Origin of the sequence: Sorangium sp. So ce381, from assembly GCF_051473845.1 — a bacterium.
GTDB lineage: Bacteria > Myxococcota_A > Polyangia > Polyangiales > Polyangiaceae > Sorangium > Sorangium atrum.
Genome location: NZ_CP150336.1, coordinates 12387185 through 12405394, shown reverse-complemented (window position 1 = coordinate 12405394; position 18210 = coordinate 12387185). Strand labels below are relative to the sequence as shown.

The 18210-nt window shown below is 71.8% G+C and carries 13 protein-coding genes; 6 read left to right on the top strand and 7 right to left on the bottom strand.

Annotation, left to right across the window (positions count from 1 at the left end; genetic code table 11):
- Positions 1-98: 98 nt before the first annotated feature.
- Positions 99-2564 carry a PAS domain S-box protein gene (locus WMF29_RS46590; protein WP_437326471.1) on the bottom strand — a complete coding sequence of 822 codons (2466 nt, stop codon included), beginning with the start codon at positions 2562-2564 and terminating at the stop codon, positions 99-101.
- Between the two features lie 232 nt (positions 2565-2796).
- On the opposite strand from WMF29_RS46590, the gene WMF29_RS46585 reads away from it, so the two are divergent.
- Together WMF29_RS46585 and WMF29_RS46580 are read left to right on the top strand one after the other, a co-directional pair.
- Positions 2797-3408 (top strand): NADPH-dependent FMN reductase, encoded by a 612-nt coding sequence (locus tag WMF29_RS46585; protein ID WP_437326470.1) that lies wholly within the window; start codon positions 2797-2799, stop codon positions 3406-3408.
- A gap of 34 nt (positions 3409-3442) precedes the next feature.
- Positions 3443-4879, top strand: coding sequence for a sigma-54-dependent transcriptional regulator (locus tag WMF29_RS46580; RefSeq protein ID WP_437326469.1), 1437 nt, complete (start codon positions 3443-3445; stop codon positions 4877-4879).
- Here the strand turns inward: WMF29_RS46580 and WMF29_RS46575 are convergent.
- The 4 genes from WMF29_RS46575 to WMF29_RS46560 are packed head-to-tail and all read right to left on the bottom strand — an operon-like array spanning position 4872 to position 9386.
- Entirely contained in the window at positions 4872-6206 is a 1335-nt protein-coding gene (locus WMF29_RS46575) for a sensor histidine kinase (RefSeq protein WP_437326468.1), read from the bottom strand. The genes WMF29_RS46580 and WMF29_RS46575 overlap by 8 nt on opposite strands.
- On the bottom strand, positions 6203-7411 hold the full coding sequence (locus tag WMF29_RS46570) for an FtsX-like permease family protein (protein WP_437326467.1): 1209 nt from the start codon (positions 7409-7411) through the stop codon (positions 6203-6205). The genes WMF29_RS46575 and WMF29_RS46570 overlap by 4 nt, the downstream gene beginning before the upstream one ends.
- Positions 7408-8724 (bottom strand): FtsX-like permease family protein, encoded by a 1317-nt coding sequence (locus WMF29_RS46565; protein ID WP_437326466.1) that lies wholly within the window; start codon positions 8722-8724, stop codon positions 7408-7410. Before WMF29_RS46565 ends, WMF29_RS46570 begins: the two co-directional genes overlap by 4 nt.
- The gene (locus WMF29_RS46560) at positions 8661-9386 is read right to left on the bottom strand and encodes an ABC transporter ATP-binding protein (protein ID WP_437326465.1); all 726 of its coding nucleotides are present in this window, start codon (positions 9384-9386) and stop codon (positions 8661-8663) included. Before WMF29_RS46560 ends, WMF29_RS46565 begins: the two co-directional genes overlap by 64 nt.
- 155 nt (positions 9387-9541) lie before the next feature.
- Here WMF29_RS46560 and WMF29_RS46555 point away from each other — a divergent pair, with 155 nt between their 5' ends.
- The 3 genes from WMF29_RS46555 (at position 9542) to WMF29_RS46545 (ending at position 13616) form a co-directional block, all read left to right on the top strand.
- A complete protein-coding gene (locus WMF29_RS46555; protein WP_437326464.1) occupies positions 9542-10495 on the top strand; it encodes a GlxA family transcriptional regulator in 954 nt (317 codons plus the stop codon).
- 275 nt (positions 10496-10770) lie between these two features.
- Entirely contained in the window at positions 10771-11487 is a 717-nt protein-coding gene (locus WMF29_RS46550) for a DJ-1/PfpI family protein (RefSeq protein WP_437326463.1), read from the top strand.
- A gap of 209 nt (positions 11488-11696) precedes the next feature.
- Positions 11697-13616, top strand: a complete 1920-nt coding sequence (locus WMF29_RS46545) for an ATP-binding protein (RefSeq protein WP_437326462.1) — start codon at positions 11697-11699, stop codon at positions 13614-13616.
- A gap of 147 nt (positions 13617-13763) precedes the next feature.
- Here WMF29_RS46545 and WMF29_RS46540 read toward each other — a convergent pair whose 3' ends face one another.
- Positions 13764-14477 (bottom strand): glutathione S-transferase family protein, encoded by a 714-nt coding sequence (locus WMF29_RS46540; RefSeq protein ID WP_437326461.1) that lies wholly within the window; start codon positions 14475-14477, stop codon positions 13764-13766.
- 298 nt (positions 14478-14775) lie between these two features.
- On the bottom strand, positions 14776-16560 hold the full coding sequence (locus WMF29_RS46535; protein ID WP_437326460.1) for a serine/threonine-protein kinase: 1785 nt from the start codon (positions 16558-16560) through the stop codon (positions 14776-14778).
- Between the two features lie 271 nt (positions 16561-16831).
- Between WMF29_RS46535 and WMF29_RS46530 the strand changes: the two genes are divergently transcribed.
- Positions 16832-18208: a hypothetical protein gene (locus tag WMF29_RS46530; RefSeq protein ID WP_437326459.1), complete on the top strand. Its 1377-nt coding sequence runs from the start codon at positions 16832-16834 to the stop codon at positions 18206-18208.
- The last annotated feature ends 2 nt before the right edge of the window (positions 18209-18210 follow it).

The following is an 18210-nucleotide window of genomic DNA, read 5'->3' as shown; positions in this document are numbered from 1 at the left end:
GGCGCCGGCACCCTCGCGCCGGTGGATGCGGCTGGCGCCGCGGCCGGCCCGTCACCTTCCAGCCTTCGTAAACGCTCCTCCTCAAGCGGCCCCGGCCGCTACCGCTCGCCGCGCGCGATGTGCGCGAGCAGCACGTCGGGAGCGATCGGCTTGACCAGGTGGGCGTCGCACCCGGCCTCCCTCGATCTGCGCAGATCGTCCTGCTGGCCGTAACCGGTGAACGCGATGATCTTCAGCTCCGTCGCGCCCGGCCAGCGCCTCATCCTCCGGGCGACCTCGTAGCCGTCCATCTCCGGAAGGCCGATGTCGAGCAGGACCACGTCGGGCGCGAAGCTGCGCGCCATCTCCAGCGCCGAGGCCCCGTCGTGCGCCAGCCCGATCGCGTGGCCAGCCTGCTCCAGGAGCAGCGCCAGGGCGAACGCGTGATCGCGGTTGTCGTCCACGACGAGGACCCGCCGCGGGCGCGCGCTCGAAGCGGGCTCGACGGCCTCCCCGGGCTCGGCCGCCGCCTCGACGGCCGGCAGGCGGACCGTGAACTCGCTGCCGCGGCCCTCGCCCTCGCTTGCGGCCGACACCGAGCCCCGGTGCATCTCGACGAGCCGCTTCACGAGCGTGAGCCCGAGCCCGAGCCCGCCGCGCGCGCGGTCGAGCGTCGGGTGCGCCTGCTCGAACAGGCCGAAGATCCGCGGCAGCATCTCCGAGGGGATTCCGACCCCGGTGTCCTTCACCCGGACCACGATCTCCGCCCCCTCCTGGCCCGCGGAGAGCCAGAGGCGCCCGCCCTCGGGGGTGTACTTCGCGGCGTTCGTGAGGAGGTTGACGATCACCTGCTCCAGACGCGCGGTGTCTCCGAACACCGGGAGCGGCCGCGCACCGACGTCGAGCGAGAGCTCGTGCTTCGAGGCGTCGATCAGCGGCGCGGCCGCCGCCACCGCCTGGCGGACGACGTCGCGGAGATCGAGCGGCGCCTGCTGCAGCGTGATCTTGCCGCGCGTGATCCGCGAGACGTCGAGCAGATCGTCGACCATGCGGCCGAGCTGGCACAGCTGCCGCTGCATGACCGACCGCGCCCACGCCCGCCGCGGCTCGGGGACCGAGGGCATCTGCGAGACGCTGAGCGAGAACTGGATGGCCGAGAGCGGGTTCCGGAGCTCGTGCGCCAGCATCGCGAGGAACTCGTCCTTGCGGCGATCGGCCTCGAGGAGCGCCTGCTCGGCCTGCTTGCGCGCGGTGATGTCATGGCAGGAGACGGCCACGCCGTCGCCGACCTTCACGGCCATGTTGCGCACCCACACGCGGCGCCCGCCGGCCGTGAGCTCGACCTCCGTGTCGTGCGGCTCGCCGGTCTCGACGGCGCGCACGTAGCGCGGGAACATCTCCGCCCGAAGGTCGGGCATCACGTCGAGGAGCCTCCGGCCGACGAGCGCCTCCAGGGGCACGCAGTGGAGCCGCCCGGCCGCCGGGTTCGCGAAATCGAACACGAAATCGACGATCTCGCCCCCGGCGTCGCGCACCGCCCGGAGCACGACGAACGCGTCGAGCGAGAGCTCCTGGGCTGCGCGGAAGCGCTCCTCGGTCTGGCGCCGGTCGGTGATGTCGATGTTCATCCCAATCCACTCGCGCACGCGCCCCTCCGCATCGAGCAGCGGCACCGCCCGGGCCTGCGTGCGCCGGTAGCTGCCGTCGGCGGCCCGGATCCGGTACTCGGTCTCGTAGCGCGCCTTCGCCTCGACGGCGCGCGTCCAGCTCTGCATCACCTGCTCCCGATCGTCCGGGTGAACGACGGCCAGCCACCCGCGGCCGAGCATCTCCTCGGGCCTCTGGCCGGTGACGGAGCACCAGTGCGGCGAGTGCTGCTGCGTGAGCCCCTCCGGCGTCGTCGCCCAGACGACCTCCTCGGTGGCCTCGACGAGGCCGCGGTAACGGTCCTCGCTCCAGCGCCGCGTCTCCTCGGCCTGCTTGTGCTCGGTGATGTCCTTGACCACGCCGATCGTCCGCACCGGATTGCCGCGCTCGTCCCTGATCACCGCGCCGCGCACCACCGCCCAGCGGACGCGGCCGTCCTTGCGCACGTAGCGCTTCTCGCTGCGCCACTCGAGGTGCCCGCCGTTCAGGGCCTGCACCCACGTGGCGGTCTCCCGCGGGCGATCGTCGGGGTGCGTGAGGTCGGCGAAGGGGCGATCGAGGAGCTCCGCCTCGGAGTAGCCCGTCAGCTCGCAGAACGCCCGGTTGCACCCCACGATCCGCGCCGTCACCGGATCTCCCATGACGAGGGGCACGCCGGCGAGCTCGAGCGCCTGGAGCAGGTCGCGCACGCCCACGAGGTCCGCGCAGATCCCGCTCGCGCCCAGGCGCGTCCCCCCCGGCCCAGGGCTCCTCCCCTCGGAGAGCGCTGCGCTCGCCGCGCCCTCCAGCTCTTCTTGAGTCGATGTCACCCGCCCCCCGCGACGCCCCCCGAGATCGCCGGCCTGCGTACCGGCCGCCAGGCACGCGGCGTCGCGGGCATCGTAGTGCAACGGCGCGCCCCCCGGCAGCTCGCGGATCGAGCCGGCTCGGCCCTTCACAGCGGCTCCGGCGCGGCGCGCGGCGGCGCCACGTCGAAAGGAATCCCCTCGCACCCCCTCGGAACAGGGCCTGTCGCCACGGCGCCTCTCGCCGGGCGGCGCGGGGCGGAGGGCCCCTTCACCTACCGAACTCCTCGACCCGCCGCGCGAGCACGGGGTAGCATTGCGCGCCGCAATCCACCGATCACCGAGGAGCGCCGCGCGATCCGTCGCCGGCCGCACGCAAGACCCTATGAAGCTCGCTGTCATCTCAGGCAGTCACCGCAACGGCTCCGAATCGGGGAAGATCGCCCGCCACGTGCAGCAACAGCTGGCGTCGTCGGCGGACGTCTCCTCGACATACACGCTCGATCTCGCCGACAACCCGCTTCCGCTCTGGGACCCGGAGGTGTGGCAGCCGTCCGAGAAATGGGAGCGCGTCTGGTCCCCCATCTCCGCCGAGCTCAGAGCGTCCGACGCCTTCGTGATCATCGCGCCGGAGTGGGGCGGAATGGTCCCCGCCGGACTGAAGAACTTCTTCCTCCTCTGCTCCCGGGGCGAGCTCGCGCACAAGCCCGCGCTCATCGTCGGGGTCTCCGCGAGCATGGGCGGCTCCTACCCGATCGCGGAGCTGCGCATGAGCAGCTACAAGAACACGTACCTCTGCTACATCCCGGACCACGTGATCGTGCGCAACGTCCGCAGCCTCCTGAACGACCCGGAGGCGCCGCAGTCCCCCGACGACGAGCGCATCCGCGAGCGGCTCCGCTACGCGCTGGGCATCCTCCTCCAGTACGGGAAAGCCCTGCAGCACGTCCGCGCCAGCGGCCTGGTCGATCTGGCCAAGTACCCCTACGGGATGTGACGAGCGCCGGCGGCGAACACGCTAGTCTCGCCGGGTGCCGAAGATCCTCGTCATCGACGACCAGCCCGCCGTCTGCGTCGCGCTGACGACGCTGTTCGAGCTGCACGGGCACGAGGTCCGCGTCGCCGCCACGCCCGACGAGGCGATGGCGGCGGTGCTCGGCGACGAGCTCGGCGCCGTGGTCCAGGACATGAACTTCCGGCAGAGCGCCACCTCGGGCGAAGAGGGGATGGAGCTGCTCCGCCGGATCAAGGCCGTCGACCCCGAGCTGCCCGTCGTGGCCATGACGGCGTTCACGTCGATCGCGGGCGCTGTCGAGCTGATCAAGGCCGGGGCGAGCGACTACGTGCCCAAGCCGTGGGACGACCAGAAGCTCGTCGCCACCGTGGGCAACCTCGCGCGGCTGCGGGCGCTCGAGCAGGAGAACGCGCGCCTCCTGGCCCAGCGCGGGCGCGCGCGGCACAGGCTCGCCGAGCGCCACGATCTGGCCGGGCTCGTGTACGCGAGCGACGCGATGCACGAGGTCGTGAGCCTCGCCGTCAAGGTCGCGCCCGCCGACGTGCCCGTCCTCATCACCGGGCCGAACGGGACCGGGAAGGAGCTCCTCGCCTCCATCGTCCAGGCCAACTCGCGGCGGCGGGACCGGCCGTTCGTCAAGGTGAACGCCGGGGCCCTCCCCGACGAGCTCGTCGAGGCGGAGCTGTTCGGCGCCGAGCCAGGGGCGTTCACCGGCGCGACCCGCCTCCGCGCCGGCCGCTTCGAGGAGGCCGACGGCGGCACCCTGTTCCTCGACGAGATCGGCACGCTGTCGCTGAACGGCCAGAAGAAGCTGCTGCGCGTCCTCCAGACCGGCGAGTACCAGCGGCTCGGGAGCAGCGTCACCCGCAAGGCCGACGTGCGCGTGCTGAGCGCGACCAACCGCGATCTCCCGCGGGCCATCGCCGAGGGATCCTTCCGCGAAGACCTGTACTTCAGGCTCAACGTCATCGAATTGACGATCCCCGCGCTGCGCGATCGCCCCGAGGACATCGCGCCGATCGCGAGCCACCTGCTCGATCGCCTCGCCGCGCGCGCGGCGGGCGGCGAGCGCGTGACGCTCGGCCCGCGCGCGCGCCACGCGCTCGCCGAGCACGACTGGCCGGGCAACGTCCGCGAGCTCGAGAACCGGCTCACGCGCGCGGCGCTGGTGCGCAAGGGCGAGACGATCGAGCCGCACGATCTGGGGCTCGACGCGGCCGCGCGCGTCTCGCATGCGCCCATCGCGACCGGCGCCGCGCCCGCTGCGCATGCCGCGCACGCCGCGTCCTCCGCGCCTTCCGCGCCCTCCGCCGAGCGCCTCGAGATCGAGCGCGCGCTCGTCGAGGCGCGCGGCGTCGTCGCCAAGGCCGCGGCGTCGCTCGGCCTGAGCCGGCAGGGGCTCTACCGGCGCATGGACCGGCTCGGGATCCATATCGAGCGGAAGCTCAAGTAGCGCGCTCGTCCGGCGGCGGCGGCAGGCGGCACTCCGCCTCGGCCCCGCCCCCCTCGCGGCGCCGCAGCGCGAGCGCGCCGCCGTGCGCGGTCGCGATCTCGCGGCAGAGCGCGAGGCCGAGCCCGCGGCCCTGCTGCTTCGTCGAGTAGAAGGGCAGGAGCGCCTTGCCCGGGGCGTCGTCGGGGAGCCCGTGGCCGCGGTCGGCCACCGTGAGCGCGAGCTCGCCGGTCGAGAGCCGCCGCACCGAGACCTCGATCCGGTCGGGCGGGCTCCCGGCCTCGACGGCGTTCTTGAGCAGGTTCAGGAGGAGCTGCTGGATCTGCGCTGGGTCGAAGAAGCCGGGCTCGTCCGGCGCGCCGCCGAGCGTGAAGGGCGCGAGCCCGCGCAGCCGCTCGAGGAAGGGGCGCCACGCGACCCGCTCGGGGGCGGGCGGCGGGAGGCGCGCGAGCTCGGCGTATGCGGCGAGGAAGCGGGCGAGGTGCGCGCTCCGCTCCTCGATGGTGTCGAAGACCACGCCGAGGCGCTCCCGCTGCTCCGGGCGATCGAGCAGGAGGCGGCCCGAGTGGAGGAGCGAGGAGATCGGCGCGAGGGAGTTGTTGAGCTCGTGGCTGATCAACCGGATCGCGTTCCTGTGGAGCTCCGCCTCCCGGCGCGAGATCTCGCGCGTGAGCGACCGGACCGAGACGAGGACGTGCGCCTGCGTGTTCAGGCGGAAGGCGCGGCGGGCGACGTACAGCGTCTCGAGCTCGCCCCGGCGCTCGACGGAGACGAGCGCGTCCCTCCCGGCGACCATCGCGGCGCGGAGCTCCTCGGGCTCCCCGGCGAGCAGCGCGGAGAGCGTCCTCTGGCCGACGCGCTCGCCCGCGGCGAAGAGGGCGCGCGCGGCGCCGTTGCCGTACACGATCCGGCCCGCCTCGTCGTGGAGCACCATCGCGACGGGCGTGGCGTCGAGCGCCGTCTCGAGCAGGAGCTCCTTCTGGTAGAGGTCGTCGCGCTGCGCCCGCAGGGCGTCGCCGAGGCGGTTGTGGCGCTCGACGAGGTCCCCGAGCTCGTCCCGGCGGTGGTGCCGGACGCGCTGCGTGTAGTCGCCTTCGGCGAAGCTCGCGAGGCCGTCCATCACCGCGCGGAGCACGCCGAGCGCGCGCCCGAGCAAGAGGCGGGAGGCGAGCGCGCCGGCGACCAGCGCGAGCCCGAGCCCCGCGAGGGCGCACGCGGGCAAGGACACCTGCGCCTGCGCAGCGACCAGGCTCCCGGCGCAGGCGGCGGCGGAGCTCAGGAACACCACCGCGGCGTGGCGTACCCGGAGCGGCGCGCGGATCGGCCTCATGATCGCGACGCCTCGGCGGGGGAGACGGCGCTCGCGCGGAGCGCGGGCAGGAGCGCCGCCGCCATGCCGGCGAGCCACACGGCCACGGCGACCAGGGCGGCCGCGCGTGGATCCAGCGGCAGGTCGAGCTCGGGGGCGACCGCGCGCGCCGCGGCCCGGAGCCCGGCGAGGGCGGCGGCGCCCACGGCGAGGCCGGCGGTCGTGAGCAGCGCGTTCTCCACGAGGATGAGGCGCGCCACGTCGGCGCGGGTCGCTCCCAGGGCGCGGCGGATGCCGAGGGCCTGGCGGCGCTCTGCCACGAGCAGCGACGCCATCCCGATGCGCCCCAGGAAGACGACGACGAGCATCATCCCGATCAGCGTGAGGGCGAGGGCGCCGGCGCCGCGGTTCGTGTGCGTGTCGAGCTCGGCGCCCTCGTCGAGCGCGCGCACGAGCACGACGCGCCGCGGATCGGCGCGCTCGAGCGCCTCGCGCACCCGGGCGCCGGCGCGGTCGTCTCCGTCGTCGCTGTCGTCGCCGTCCGGTTCGATCCGGATCAGGTAGGAGAGCGTGCGGCCGAGCGGCGGCCCCTCGGCCGCGAAGAGCACGCTGTCGGCGTCGGGCCCCAGGGCGGCGCGGAACGGCGGCACGACGCCGACGATGGCGAGCGGCTTCTGCCGGGCGCTCCGGCGCACGATCTGCCCGACGGCGCGGCCGTCCGGGAAGAGGCGCGCCGCGAGCGCCTGCGTGACCACGGCGGGCGTCGACGCCGCGTCCGCGGCGTCCCCGGGGGCGAGCAGGCGCCCTTCGAGCGGGGCCAGGCCGAGGACGGCCGCTACCCCGCCGCGGTCGTCAAGCATCCACGCAAGCGCACTCGGACCGCCCGGGGAGGTCGCCTCGACGAGCTCCCGGTGGGTGATGTTGAACGGCGCCGAGCTCGCCTCCGCGGCGCCGCGGACGCCGACGACGCGCGCGAGGGCCTCGGTGTCGCGGCGGACCGCGGCCTCGCGCTCGCCTCGGGACGCGAAGCTCGGGCCGTCGCGCTCCGTCACGGCGAGGAGCAGCGACCGCGTGTCGATGCCGCGCGGCGCGGCGGCCGCGCGGGCGTAGTGGAGGGCGAGCCCCGAGGCGTGGACGGCGACGGCGAAGCCGAAGGCGGTCTCGAGCACCATCAGGAGCGCGGGGATCTTCTGGCGGGCGAGCGCCCTGACGATGGGGCCGATCACGAGCGCCGGAGCCCTTTGGCCGGGGGTTGCCTCGCCGCGCGCCACGCCGGGTACCCGCCCGCGAGGAGGCCCAGGACGAGCGCGGCAGCGACCGTCGCGGCCGAGCTCCGCGCGTCCAGGTGGTAGTCGATCGGCCGGAGGTGGATGACGCGGTTGACGAGGGCGAGCGCGGCCACGGCGACGCCGAGGGCGAGCGCGGCGCTGCCGGCGGCCACGAGCATCGCCTCGAGCAGGAGCTCGAGGAAGACGGCGCGGGAGCTCGCCCCGAACGCGCGGTAGATGGCGATCTCGGCGCGCTTCGCGCGGAATTTCCCCTCGAGGAGCCGCGCGGTGTTGAGGGTGCAGGCGCCGAGGAGCACGTCGGCGAGCAGGGCGAAGAGCGTCGTGCCCGGGTCGTCCACGCGGAGCGCGTGCATGCGCTCGCGCGGCACCAGCTCGGCCCCGAGGACGCGCCTGCCCCGCGCGCGCTCGCGGGCCACGTGGGCGTCGAGCTCGGCCTGGAACGCGCCCCGACGGGCCTCGTCGGGGAGCTCGACCATGAGCTCCAGCCAGCCGTTGTCGGAGGCCGCGAGCGCGTCGAAGCTGCCGCTCGGGTCCTCGCGCTCGTGGATCAGCGGCGGCCGGACGCCGAGCGCGATGCCCACGGCGCTCGGCGCGAAGACGATCGGATGAAGCGAGGCGCGCGTGCCGGGAGGGGCCGGGATGGCGACGACGCCGGCGACCCGGAAAGACGCTCCGAACAGCCGCAGCGTGCGCCCGAGGCCGCTCGCCCCGCCGAACAGCGTGCGCTCGGCCGCCTCGGTGAGCACGACCGGCCGATCCTCCCCGGCGCCCTCCGCCGGCGACCAGAGCGCCCCGCTCCGGACCGGAATCCCGAACATCCCGAACAGATCGTGGGCACAGAAGGCCACCACGACCGGAACGAGCGGACCGCCGTCGGCGCTGCCGGCGGCCATGGCGGCGAAGAGGTCGGTCTTGCGCGAGGGATGGGGGCTCCCGAGGAGGATGCGATCGCGCAGGCTCGGGGGATGGATCGCGCCCGGCGCCACGGGCGCGCCGCCCTCGTGCGGGACGGAGACGAGGTAGACCCCGCGCGCGGACGCCAGCGGGTCGGACGTGCTCTCGTGGAGGACCGCGCGCGCCGCCGTCCACACCGCGAGGCCGAGCGTGAACGCCAGCAGCACGATCGCGGTATGGCCCGGCTGCCGCCCGAGGCTCCTCCGGGCCAGCCAGAGCGCGTGGCCGAGCATCATCCGCGGCTCGCCGCCGTCGCCGGCGCCTCCGCGCGCGCGCCGGGGTCCGAGGGCGCCCACGGATCGATGAGCTTGCCGTCGAGCACGTGGACCCTGCGGCGCGCCCGAGCCGCCAGCTCGGGGTCGTGCGTGGTCATGACGATCGTCGTGCCGCCGGCGTGGATGCGCTCGAGCAGATCGAGGATCTGCCGCGCCGAGCGGGAGTCGAGGTTGCCGGTGGGCTCGTCGGCCAGGAGGAGCGAGGGCTCGCCCACCAGCGCGCGCGCGATCGCGACGCGCTGCTGCTGGCCGCCCGAGAGCTCGCTGGGCCGGTGGCGGAGCCGCGCGCTCAGGCCGACGTCCTCGAGCGCGCGCAAGGCGCGCTCGCGCCGCGCACGCGCGCCCATGCCGCGGACCCGCAGCGGCACATCGACGTTGTCGAGCACGTCGAGGTCGGCGATGAGCTGGAAGCTCTGGAACACGAAGCCGATCTTCCGGTTCCGGATCGCGCTCGCGCGCACGTCCGAGAGCCCCTGCATCGGCTCGCCGTCGAGGAGGTACTCGCCCCCGTCGAACGGATCGAGCAACCCGGCGACGTTGAGGAACGTCGTCTTTCCGGAGCCGGAGGGGCCCATCACGGCGAGGAACTCGCCGCGCGCGACGCGCAGCGTGAACCCGGCGAGCGCGTGGGTCTCGAACAGGCCGCGCCGGTAGACCTTGGTGACGTTCGTCATCCGTATCATGTCGGCCCCTTTGGCAGGAAATGCAGGTACTTTATCTTCACGGCCATCGGCCAGATAGCTACCGTCGTCGCGTGAAGCGGCTCCCTGCATCGAAATCCGTTCCCTGGGCCACGCCGCGCGCGCATCGCCATGGACCGACGCGCAGGGTCGTGGCCGTGGCCTACGACGGCGCGAGCGCCATCGACGTGGTGGGGCCCACCGACGTATTCGCGTTGGCGTCGGACATCGCCAGCATGAAGGTGCCCGGCGCGCCACCCGCCTATGCGGTCGAGATCGCCGCCGTGAACGGCGGCGTGATCCGGACGGTGTCGGGGGCGCAGATCGTCGCCCACAAGGCGCTCTCGGATCTGGCGCCCGGCATCGATACGGTGCTGGTCGCCGGGGGCGAGACCCGTGAAGCGACGCGGGACGACCGGCTGCTCGCCTGGCTCCGCGCGACGACGCCCGAGGTGCGGCGCATGGGCTCCGTCTGCACGGGCGCCTTCCTCCTCGCCGCCGCGGGGCTGCTCACGGGGCGCCGGGCGGCCACCCACTGGCGTTCCGCGGCAGCGCTCGCGCGCGAGTTTCCCGGCGTCGAGGTCGACCCCGACGCCATCTTCGTGCGGTCCGGGAAGATCTACACGTCGGCGGGCATGACGGCGGGCATCGACCTCGCGCTCTCGATGGTGGAAGAGGATCTCGGATACGACATGGCGCTCCAGGTGGCGCGGGGGCTCGTGGTGTTCCTCAAGCGCCCGGGTGGACAGTCCCAGTTCAGCCGCCCGCTCCTCGCGCAGACGGTCGCCACGGGCCCGCTGCAGGGCGTGATCGACTGGATCCTCCGGCACCTCGACGCCGATCTGCGCGTCGAGGTGCTGGCGGAGAGGGCCGGGATGAGCCCGCGCAACTTCGCGCGGACGTTCACCCAGGCCATGCGGATGACCCCCGCGAAGTTCGTCGAGGCGGCGCGCCTGGAGCAGGCGCGCTCCTGCCTCGAGGGGGGTCGAGCGTCGATGAAGCAGCTCGCGCGCGACTGCGGCTTCGGCACGGACGAGCGGATGCGGCGCGCGTTCCAGCGCACCCTGCAGGTCACGCCGGAGGACTACCGGAGGCGCTTCGGTCGAACGTGAGCGGACGCCGGGCGCTCGGCCGGGCGCCGTCGACGCTCGCCGGATGCTTCGGGCGCGGCCGCGCGCGACGAGGCGCGCCGGGGGCCCCGCGCCTGCGTGTCCTGAAAGCAGGGGACGATGTCCTTTCGGCCCCCGCCGGCGTGGCTCACAGTCGGGTCCACGAAGCGCGTTCCGCCGCGCTCGTGAGAGCCAGGCGCGGGGCCGCGTCGAGGCGGAGCTCCGCCATCGAGGCGATCATCGGCAGAGGAAGAGACGAAAGGATTCAGGGACGAAAGATGACGGACGCCTATGACATCAAGCTGCCAGATCCTCAGCCGCCGCTCCAGGTCGGCATGGTGCTTTATCCAGGGCTCACGGCGCTGGATCTGATCGGTCCCCAAAGCGTGCTGACCGCTCACGCGACGACCTATCTGCTCTGGAAGACGCGCGACCTCGTCATGTCTGACTCGGGGGTTCCCATCCAGCCGACGGCGACCTTCAGCGACTGTCCGGATGACCTGGACATCCTGTTCGTGCCAGGCGGCATGGGCACGCCCGACGCCATGGTGGATCACGAGATCCTTCGGTTCTTGAAGGATCGGGGCGCCCGCGCCAGGTACGTGACCTCCGTGTGCACGGGATCGCTCGTCCTTGCCGCAGCCGGTTTGATGCAAGGATACAAGGCCACGACGCACTGGTCCACGCGCCACATCCTGGAGGCGTTCGGCGTGGAGTGCGTCCGGGCGCGCGTCGTGGTCGATCGCAACCGGATCTCGGGCGGCGGGGTGACAGCAGGCATCGATTTCGGGCTGGCGCTGCTGGCGCTGCTCCGCGGGGATGATGCCGCGAAGCTGACGCAGCTCATGCTGGAATACGACCCCGCCCCGCCCTTCAACGCCGGGGCGCCCGAAGCTGCGGGCCCCGAGCTGACGGCGCGCATCTTGAGCGTCCTCGATCCGTACGATCAGCAGATGCGGAGGATCGTTGCGGAGAGGAGCAGCAGAGCGAGCTGAAGCCGACTGCGCGCGCAGCCGCGATGCCGTGTCGATGCCCCTCGGAGAGCGCATGGATCTGGACAGGCCAGGACTCTCTGAAATTGAGAGATGGTTGCATTCGGTTTGCCCCGGCGCGCTCGCCTGCTCGCGAAGCACCTTGTCCGCCTCGAGGTCGCGCCGCGCCGACGGCGCCGATCGCTCCGGTGCGCTATAGGGTGTCGTCGCGGATGAAGCAGCAGCAGGAGCAGCTGTGGCTCGACGACTTCATCGGAGGGCTCCCCCTCCCCGTCCTCGTGCTGAGCCCGGCTGGGGTCGCGACCCACGAGAACCCGGCGTATCGAGCGAGGTTCGGCCCGAGCGCCGACGAGCGCAGCGAGATCGCGTCCGCGCTGCGGGGCGGGCACTCCTCGGCGCTTCGCGCGGCGCTCGACGGCGTCTCGCGCGCCGTGCCGCTCGGCTCGATCAGCGGCGCGCCGTTCACCGGGCACTATTTCCCGATCCGCGACGCTTCAGGCGCCGTGGCGTTCGTCGGGATCCTGTTCGTCGAGGAGCGCGCCGCTCCGGTGCCGGCCGCTCCAGCGCTGACCTCCGAGGCCCACGACATCCCGGAGGTCGAGCGGAGCCTTCGCCGCATCCTCGACATGATGCCGCAGCTCGTCTGGTCGGCGCGGCCCGACGGTTATCACGATTTCTACAACCGCCGCTGGTACGACTATACCGGCGAGACGCCCGACGCCACGCACGGCGCCGGCTGGAACGACCAGCTGCACCCGGACGATCAGCAGCGCGCCTGGGAGCGGTGGAAGCGCTCCGTCGAGACGGGGGAAGACTACCAGATCGAGTACCGCTTCCGGCGCGCCGACGGCGCATACCGCTGGTTCCTGGGCCGCGCGCTGCCGACGCGCGACGAGGCAGGGCGCATCCTCCGCTGGTTCGGCACCTGCACCGACGTCGACGATCAGAAGCGCCTCGAGCAGCAGCGGGCCGAGGTCCTGGCGCAGGCCGAGGAGACAAGCCGGCTGAAGGACGAGTTCCTCGCGATCGTCTCGCACGAGCTCCGCACGCCCCTGACCGCCATCCTCGGGTGGGCGCGCATGCAGCGCTCGCGGCCGGAGCTCGCGCCCAAGGCGATGGAGGTCATCGAGCGCAACGCCGAGGCGCAGGCCAGGCTCATCGAGGAGATCCTCGAGAGCTCACGCATCGTGACCGGGAAGATCCGCCTCTACCCCAGGAACGCGAGCGTGAACGAGCTCGTCCGCACCGCGGTCGACGCCATCCGGCCGGCCGCCGACGCGAAGGCCATCGGGCTCCAGGTCCGGCTCGATCCCGGTGTCGGGGACATCGTCTGCGATCCCGATCGGCTCCAGCAGGTGGTCACGAATCTGCTGGTCAACGCCGTGAAGTTCACGCCGGGCGGCGGGCACGTCGGACTCCAGACGGCGCTCTGCCCAGGCGGCGTCGAGGTGACGGTGACGGATACCGGAAAAGGCATTTCGGCCACCTTTCTTCCGTACGTGTTCGAGCGGTTCCGTCAGGCAGAGGCGGCCACAACGCGGCAGCACGGCGGACTCGGTCTCGGGCTGGCGATCGTCAAATACCTCGTCGAGCTCCATGGCGGCACCGTCCGCGCGCGGAGCGACGGAGAGGGGAGAGGGGCGTCCTTCAGCGTGAGTTTGCCGGTGCGGGCCGTGGCCCTGGCGGAGAGAGAGCGCTCCGAGGTCCCGTCCGGGATCGAGCGTCCCTCGGTCGGGACGATCACCCGGCTCGACGGGCTGCGCGTGCTCGTCGTCGACGACGAGCCGGACGCGCGGGAGCTCGTCACCATGGTGCTGCGCGAGGCAGGCGCCCAGGCGGACGAGACCGGCTCGGCCTCGGCCGCGCTGGAGATGATGAGTCGCGCTCGGCCCGACGTGCTCGTCAGCGACATCGCCATGCCGAAGCAGGATGGCTACGCCCTCCTTCGCGAGCTCCGGTCCCGCGCCCCGGACCTCGGTGGCTGCGTGCCGGCGCTGGCGCTCACCGCGTTCGCCCGGCCCGAGGACATCGTTCAGGCCCGCGACGCCGGGTTCCAGCTCCACCTCGCCAAGCCGGTCCAGCCGGGTGAGCTCGTGGCCGCGGTCCATCGGCTCGCGCGCAAAGGCACCTGATACGATACCGTCGCAGACGCGGGGGGGAATTTCACAGGGAGGCGGGGAGACGGGGAGTATCTTGAAAATTTCCCTCCCCGTCTCCTCGCCTCCCTGTGAATTGTCTCCGCTGAAAAGGGCTGCAAATGAGGGGGGATTCCTCCGAGGTCAGGTGGGAGGCTTCCAGTCGGCATAGTAGCGCTGCCGCATGCGCTCACAGTAGGTGACGAGGTTGGGCTGGGCCTCGGCGTGGCGCTTCAGCGGGGAGTCGACGGGGAAGCGGAGCACGCTGGCGAGGAGGGCGTACACGGTCGCGTCCACCGAGTTCGGCTCGGTCCCGAGCATGAAGGGCTGGTCGCCGAGCAGGGTGGCGATGGCGTCGAGGTCAGCCTTGCCCTGGGCATAGATCTCCTCGCGGCGGTGGCGCCCTGTTCCCTGCGCGCGGAGCATGCCGGTCATCCTTTTGCGCAAGAGCTCGACAACCACGCCGCCGATGACCGGCGGCATGAGCGGAAGGAAGATGGGACGATATGCAGCCCACCCCTCGGGCTCGCTCCAGCGGACGAACACCACCATCCAGTAGAACGCCTCTTCGAGCATGCGCCGGATCACATGGCCTCGAGCGCGCGCCTCCGCGGTGAGGTGGGCGTCGAGCTTGTCGCCGTGGACGCGCTCCAGGTGCTCGATGATGAGCTGCGAGTCGCCCATGGTACAGCCGTCGATGTCGACATAGGGGATCTTGCCCTTTGGTGCACGCCGCGGATCGGCGGAGCGCACCTCGTAGGGGAGACCGACCATGCGCAGCCAGGTCTCGAGCTTGAGGCAGAAGGGGCTGATGTTCGGGACGCCCCACGCGGCGGGGGCCTGATAGAGGGTGATCATGTTGGCGCTCCTCGAAACCGCATGAATTCGGACAGATCGACCGCTGGCTCGCAGAGCTGCGGAGGGCGCAAGCCAGGTTCACTTCGTGCCAGGGTCTGAACTTCGGCGTGGACGATCGCCGCGGCTCTCTTCGGCTTCCCTGTAGCGAGCGTCGACCCCCCGGCGGCTCTGGCGCGAAGATATCACGAGTTTCCCCTGCGAGCGATGCGATCGAAATCTACTTGGCGAAAAAGAGCGCGTCGATCCATCAGGGCCTCCAGCTCGGAGAGGCGCCAGATTGAGTTTCCAAAGAGCTGGTTCACCTCATCCGGCGCAGGCGCTCCCGCTCCTCGGCGCCCTTGCGGGTGAGCTTCAGCCTCAGCCGGACACCAGGAGTGATCCCCGCGCTGGCCAGCAGCCGCAGATCCGCCGTTCCGTTCGAGGACAAGGACACCCCGAGAGCCACGTCGTCGAGAACCCACCAATCGCGGTAGGTATAAGCCGGCACCTCCCCGCGAAGGTAATCGAGCCACAGCGCATCGAGAAACGCTCCGACCGTGGAATTGGTATGCGTAGAAATCCGCGCGACCCAATCTTTCTTCAGGGTGGAGAGATCGACCTCCACGGTAAACGATTGGAGTGGCAATTTTTCCGAGGTTCCTTCGGTTCCTGTCAGCTCGGTTCGCCTTGATGTGGCGCTTGCTAGGCGCAGCGCCAGACAGAACTCGGCCATGTCCTCGAAGCGGTGTTCCTCGTCCCATGCCACCGCCTGCTCGAGCACGCCTTTGACAGCCTCGTCGGACGGCAGGCGGTCGATGAACATCGCCGCCTGCCCCGGTCCGAACACTATCCGCGGAAGCTCGGCGCCATGAAGGCAGAAGATGGCGGTCATCCCCAGGCCATACACGTCGGCGCGGGCACCTGCTTCCTGGGGTCTATCCAGCATCTCGGGCGCGGCGAACAGGAATGTCCCCAATGCGCCGGTGCGTGTCCCCCCGGTGGTGTCGGCTGCACCGACCAGATCGAAATCGGTGAGTCGCGGAGCGCCTTCGGCGTCGAGGAGGATGTTTGCCGGTTTCACGTCGCGGTGGATCATCCCTATCTGGTGAGCCGCAGAGAGCGCGTCACCGACACGTAGGATCATTGGAATGATATCATCCTTGCACAGCTCGCGGTCAAGCACCGCGCGACGCAGGTCGCGTCCGGTGACGAGCTCCATGACGAAGTAATAATAACCGCCGTCGGAACCGAAAGGCTCCAGGATTCGCACGACCGCAGGATGCCCGATGTCGGCCATGACCCGTGCCCCTCGAAAGAAGCGTTCGCGCCGGATGAGGTCGTCAGCGAGATTGCTGTGCAAGACCTTGACCGCAACTCGCTCCTTCCGCTCGCGGTCAAATGCCTCCCAGACGACTGCGAAACCGCCTCGGCCAACATGATCGATGAGAAGATAGCGCCCATCACCGAGCGAATCGCCGGCCCGGAGCTGCCCGCCCTCGCGCAACTGGCGACGCAGGTTCAGGATTTCACTGTCAATTTTCGTCGTAGGGGCGCCGATCGCGAGGAGCTCGGCCCGCCTGGCGCGAGCCTCCTCGATTCGTTGGGAGATTTCCTGACTGACGGGGTCCGCGTAGCGCGGCCGCGGTGGCGCCTCTGTCGTGCGTCTGGGCGGAGTCTTCTCGCTCCCGGCGATCCTCTCGATCACCCGGACGACCTCGGCCATGGCCCGATCGCGTTCGTCTCCATCAACCGCGGCGAGCGGCGTCATCCATGCGGGCTTCAGCGTTCCGATCCAGGGGTGGAGCTCCCACGAGCAGCTCCGCACGAGGACAGGAATGACCCGGAGCCCGCCCTTCCGGCAGCGATCGAAGATGCGGGGAACCTCGGTGTCGTGCATGAGACCGGAGGCGAGATAGGAGGCGCTGACAAGAAGCAAAGCCACATCGGCGGCGGCGAGGGCTTCCTCCATGGCCGCCCGCGCATCAGCGCCCGGGGGGATGTCGCCGTCGGTCCAGATGTCGACACTGCGAGAGCGCTCTAAGGCGCGGAGGTGCGCGAGGAGCTGCGAGGTGAGCACGGCGTCCTCGGGGCTGGAGCTGATCACGACCCGGAGCCGGGGAGCTCGTCCCATGCACCGAAATATCGCCGAGGATGGGCATGACCGGCAAGGAGCTCACCGCAACCGAGGCTTCACCAGCTCTGAAGTACGAGATCCCTGGCTCGTCCCCCGCAAGAAATCGGCGCCGGACCGCGGGCGCACGACACCTGTCCGCCTCCGCCGCGGACACCTGTCCGGACGCGGACACGCGCCCTCGCGCGCCGCCCGCCGATTGCGGCCAATCCTCTCCGGCACGCGCGCTGCTTGGGCGCCCCGCATGCGTCTTCTCATCCACTTCGTTTTGCCCTCCGCCGCGGCGCTCCTCCTCGGCTGTTCCCCCGAGGCGTCGCCGGGCGCGAGCACCCCGACATTCCACAGGGACATCGAGCCGCTGCTCCAGAAGAGCTGCCTCGGCTGCCACGCGCAGGGCGGCACCGCGCCGGTGAGCCTGGCCTCGTACGAGAGCGCGAAGGCGCTCGCGCCGGTCATCGCCGACGAGACCGAGGCGCGGCGGATGCCGCCGTGGGGCGCCCTGCCGACCGACGAGTGCGCGCCCCCTCGCCCGTTCCGGGGGGACCTGCACCTCTCCCTCGACGAGATCGCCCTGCTCCGCGCCTGGAGCGACGCCGGCGCGCCCGAGGGGGATCCCGCGGACGCCCCGGCCCCCACCACCCCCGTCGCGACGGGCCTGTCGCGAACGGACCTCGAGCTCTCGCCCAAAGCCCCCTTCGCCGCTGCGGAGGGCTCCGACAGCTTCCGCTGCTTCGTCCTCGATCCGCGGCTCACGGAGCAGGCGTGGGTCCAGGGCTACGACGTGCTGCCGGGCAACCGCGCCGTCGTGCACCACGCGCTGCTCTTCATCGACGTGAACCGCGAGAGCGAGGCGCTCGGCGGCGAGAGCGGCAGCTACGAGTGCTTCGGCGACGCGCGCCTCTCCGAGCCGTCGCTGCTCGGCGCCTGGGCGCCGGGCACGCAGGCGTTCGAGCTGCCGCCGGACATCGGCATCTCGGTGCCAGCGAACGCGCTGCTCGTGATGCAGGTGCACTACCACCCGAAGCCCGGCGAGAAGCCCTCGCCCGACGCGACCCGGGTCGCGCTCCGCCTCATGGACGAGAAGCCGAGCCGCGCGCTCTCGCACCTGATGCTCGGCAACGCCGAGGCGCCGTTCCGGGACGGCACCGGGCTCCTGCCCGGGCCGGGCGACCGCGGGAGCGTCGAGTTCCGGATCCCGGCCGGCGCCCGGGGACACGTGGAGCGGATGCGGTACACCATCGACTTCCCGATCCCCGAGATCTCGATCTACGGCGCCGGCGTCCACATGCACCGGGCCGGCGTCGACCTCAAGGTCGACCAGATCCGCGCCGATCCGCGGGGCGATGAGGCCGACCGCGAGTGCCTCGTCCAGACGCCCGCGTGGGACTACAACTGGCAGCGGCTCTACAGCTACGACGCGCCGATCGACGAGCTGCCCACGCTGCGGTCGGGCGACACGATCGAGCTCCGCTGCACGTACGACAACTCCACGGAGAACCCGGCGCTCGCGGCGCAGCTCATCGAGGAGCGCCTGCCCGCGCCGCAGGACATCGTCCTCGGCGAGTCGACGCTCGACGAGATGTGCGTGGCGTTCCTGCCTGTCGTCCACCCGAACCTCTGAGG

Excerpts from the sequence above, each read along its gene's own strand:
- WMF29_RS46585 (WP_437326470.1), top strand. The coding sequence starts at position 2,797 with ATGAAGCTCGCTGTCATCTCAGGCAGTCACCGCAACGGCTCCGAATCG.
- WMF29_RS46575 (WP_437326468.1), bottom strand. The coding sequence starts at position 6,206 with ATGAGGCCGATCCGCGCGCCGCTCCGGGTACGCCACGCCGCGGTGGTG.
- WMF29_RS46560 (WP_437326465.1), bottom strand. The coding sequence starts at position 9,386 with ATGATACGGATGACGAACGTCACCAAGGTCTACCGGCGCGGCCTGTTC.
- WMF29_RS46550 (WP_437326463.1), top strand. The coding sequence starts at position 10,771 with ATGACGGACGCCTATGACATCAAGCTGCCAGATCCTCAGCCGCCGCTC.
- WMF29_RS46545 (WP_437326462.1), top strand. The coding sequence starts at position 11,697 with ATGAAGCAGCAGCAGGAGCAGCTGTGGCTCGACGACTTCATCGGAGGG.
- WMF29_RS46540 (WP_437326461.1), bottom strand. The coding sequence starts at position 14,477 with ATGATCACCCTCTATCAGGCCCCCGCCGCGTGGGGCGTCCCGAACATC.
- WMF29_RS46530 (WP_437326459.1), top strand. The coding sequence starts at position 16,832 with ATGCGTCTTCTCATCCACTTCGTTTTGCCCTCCGCCGCGGCGCTCCTC.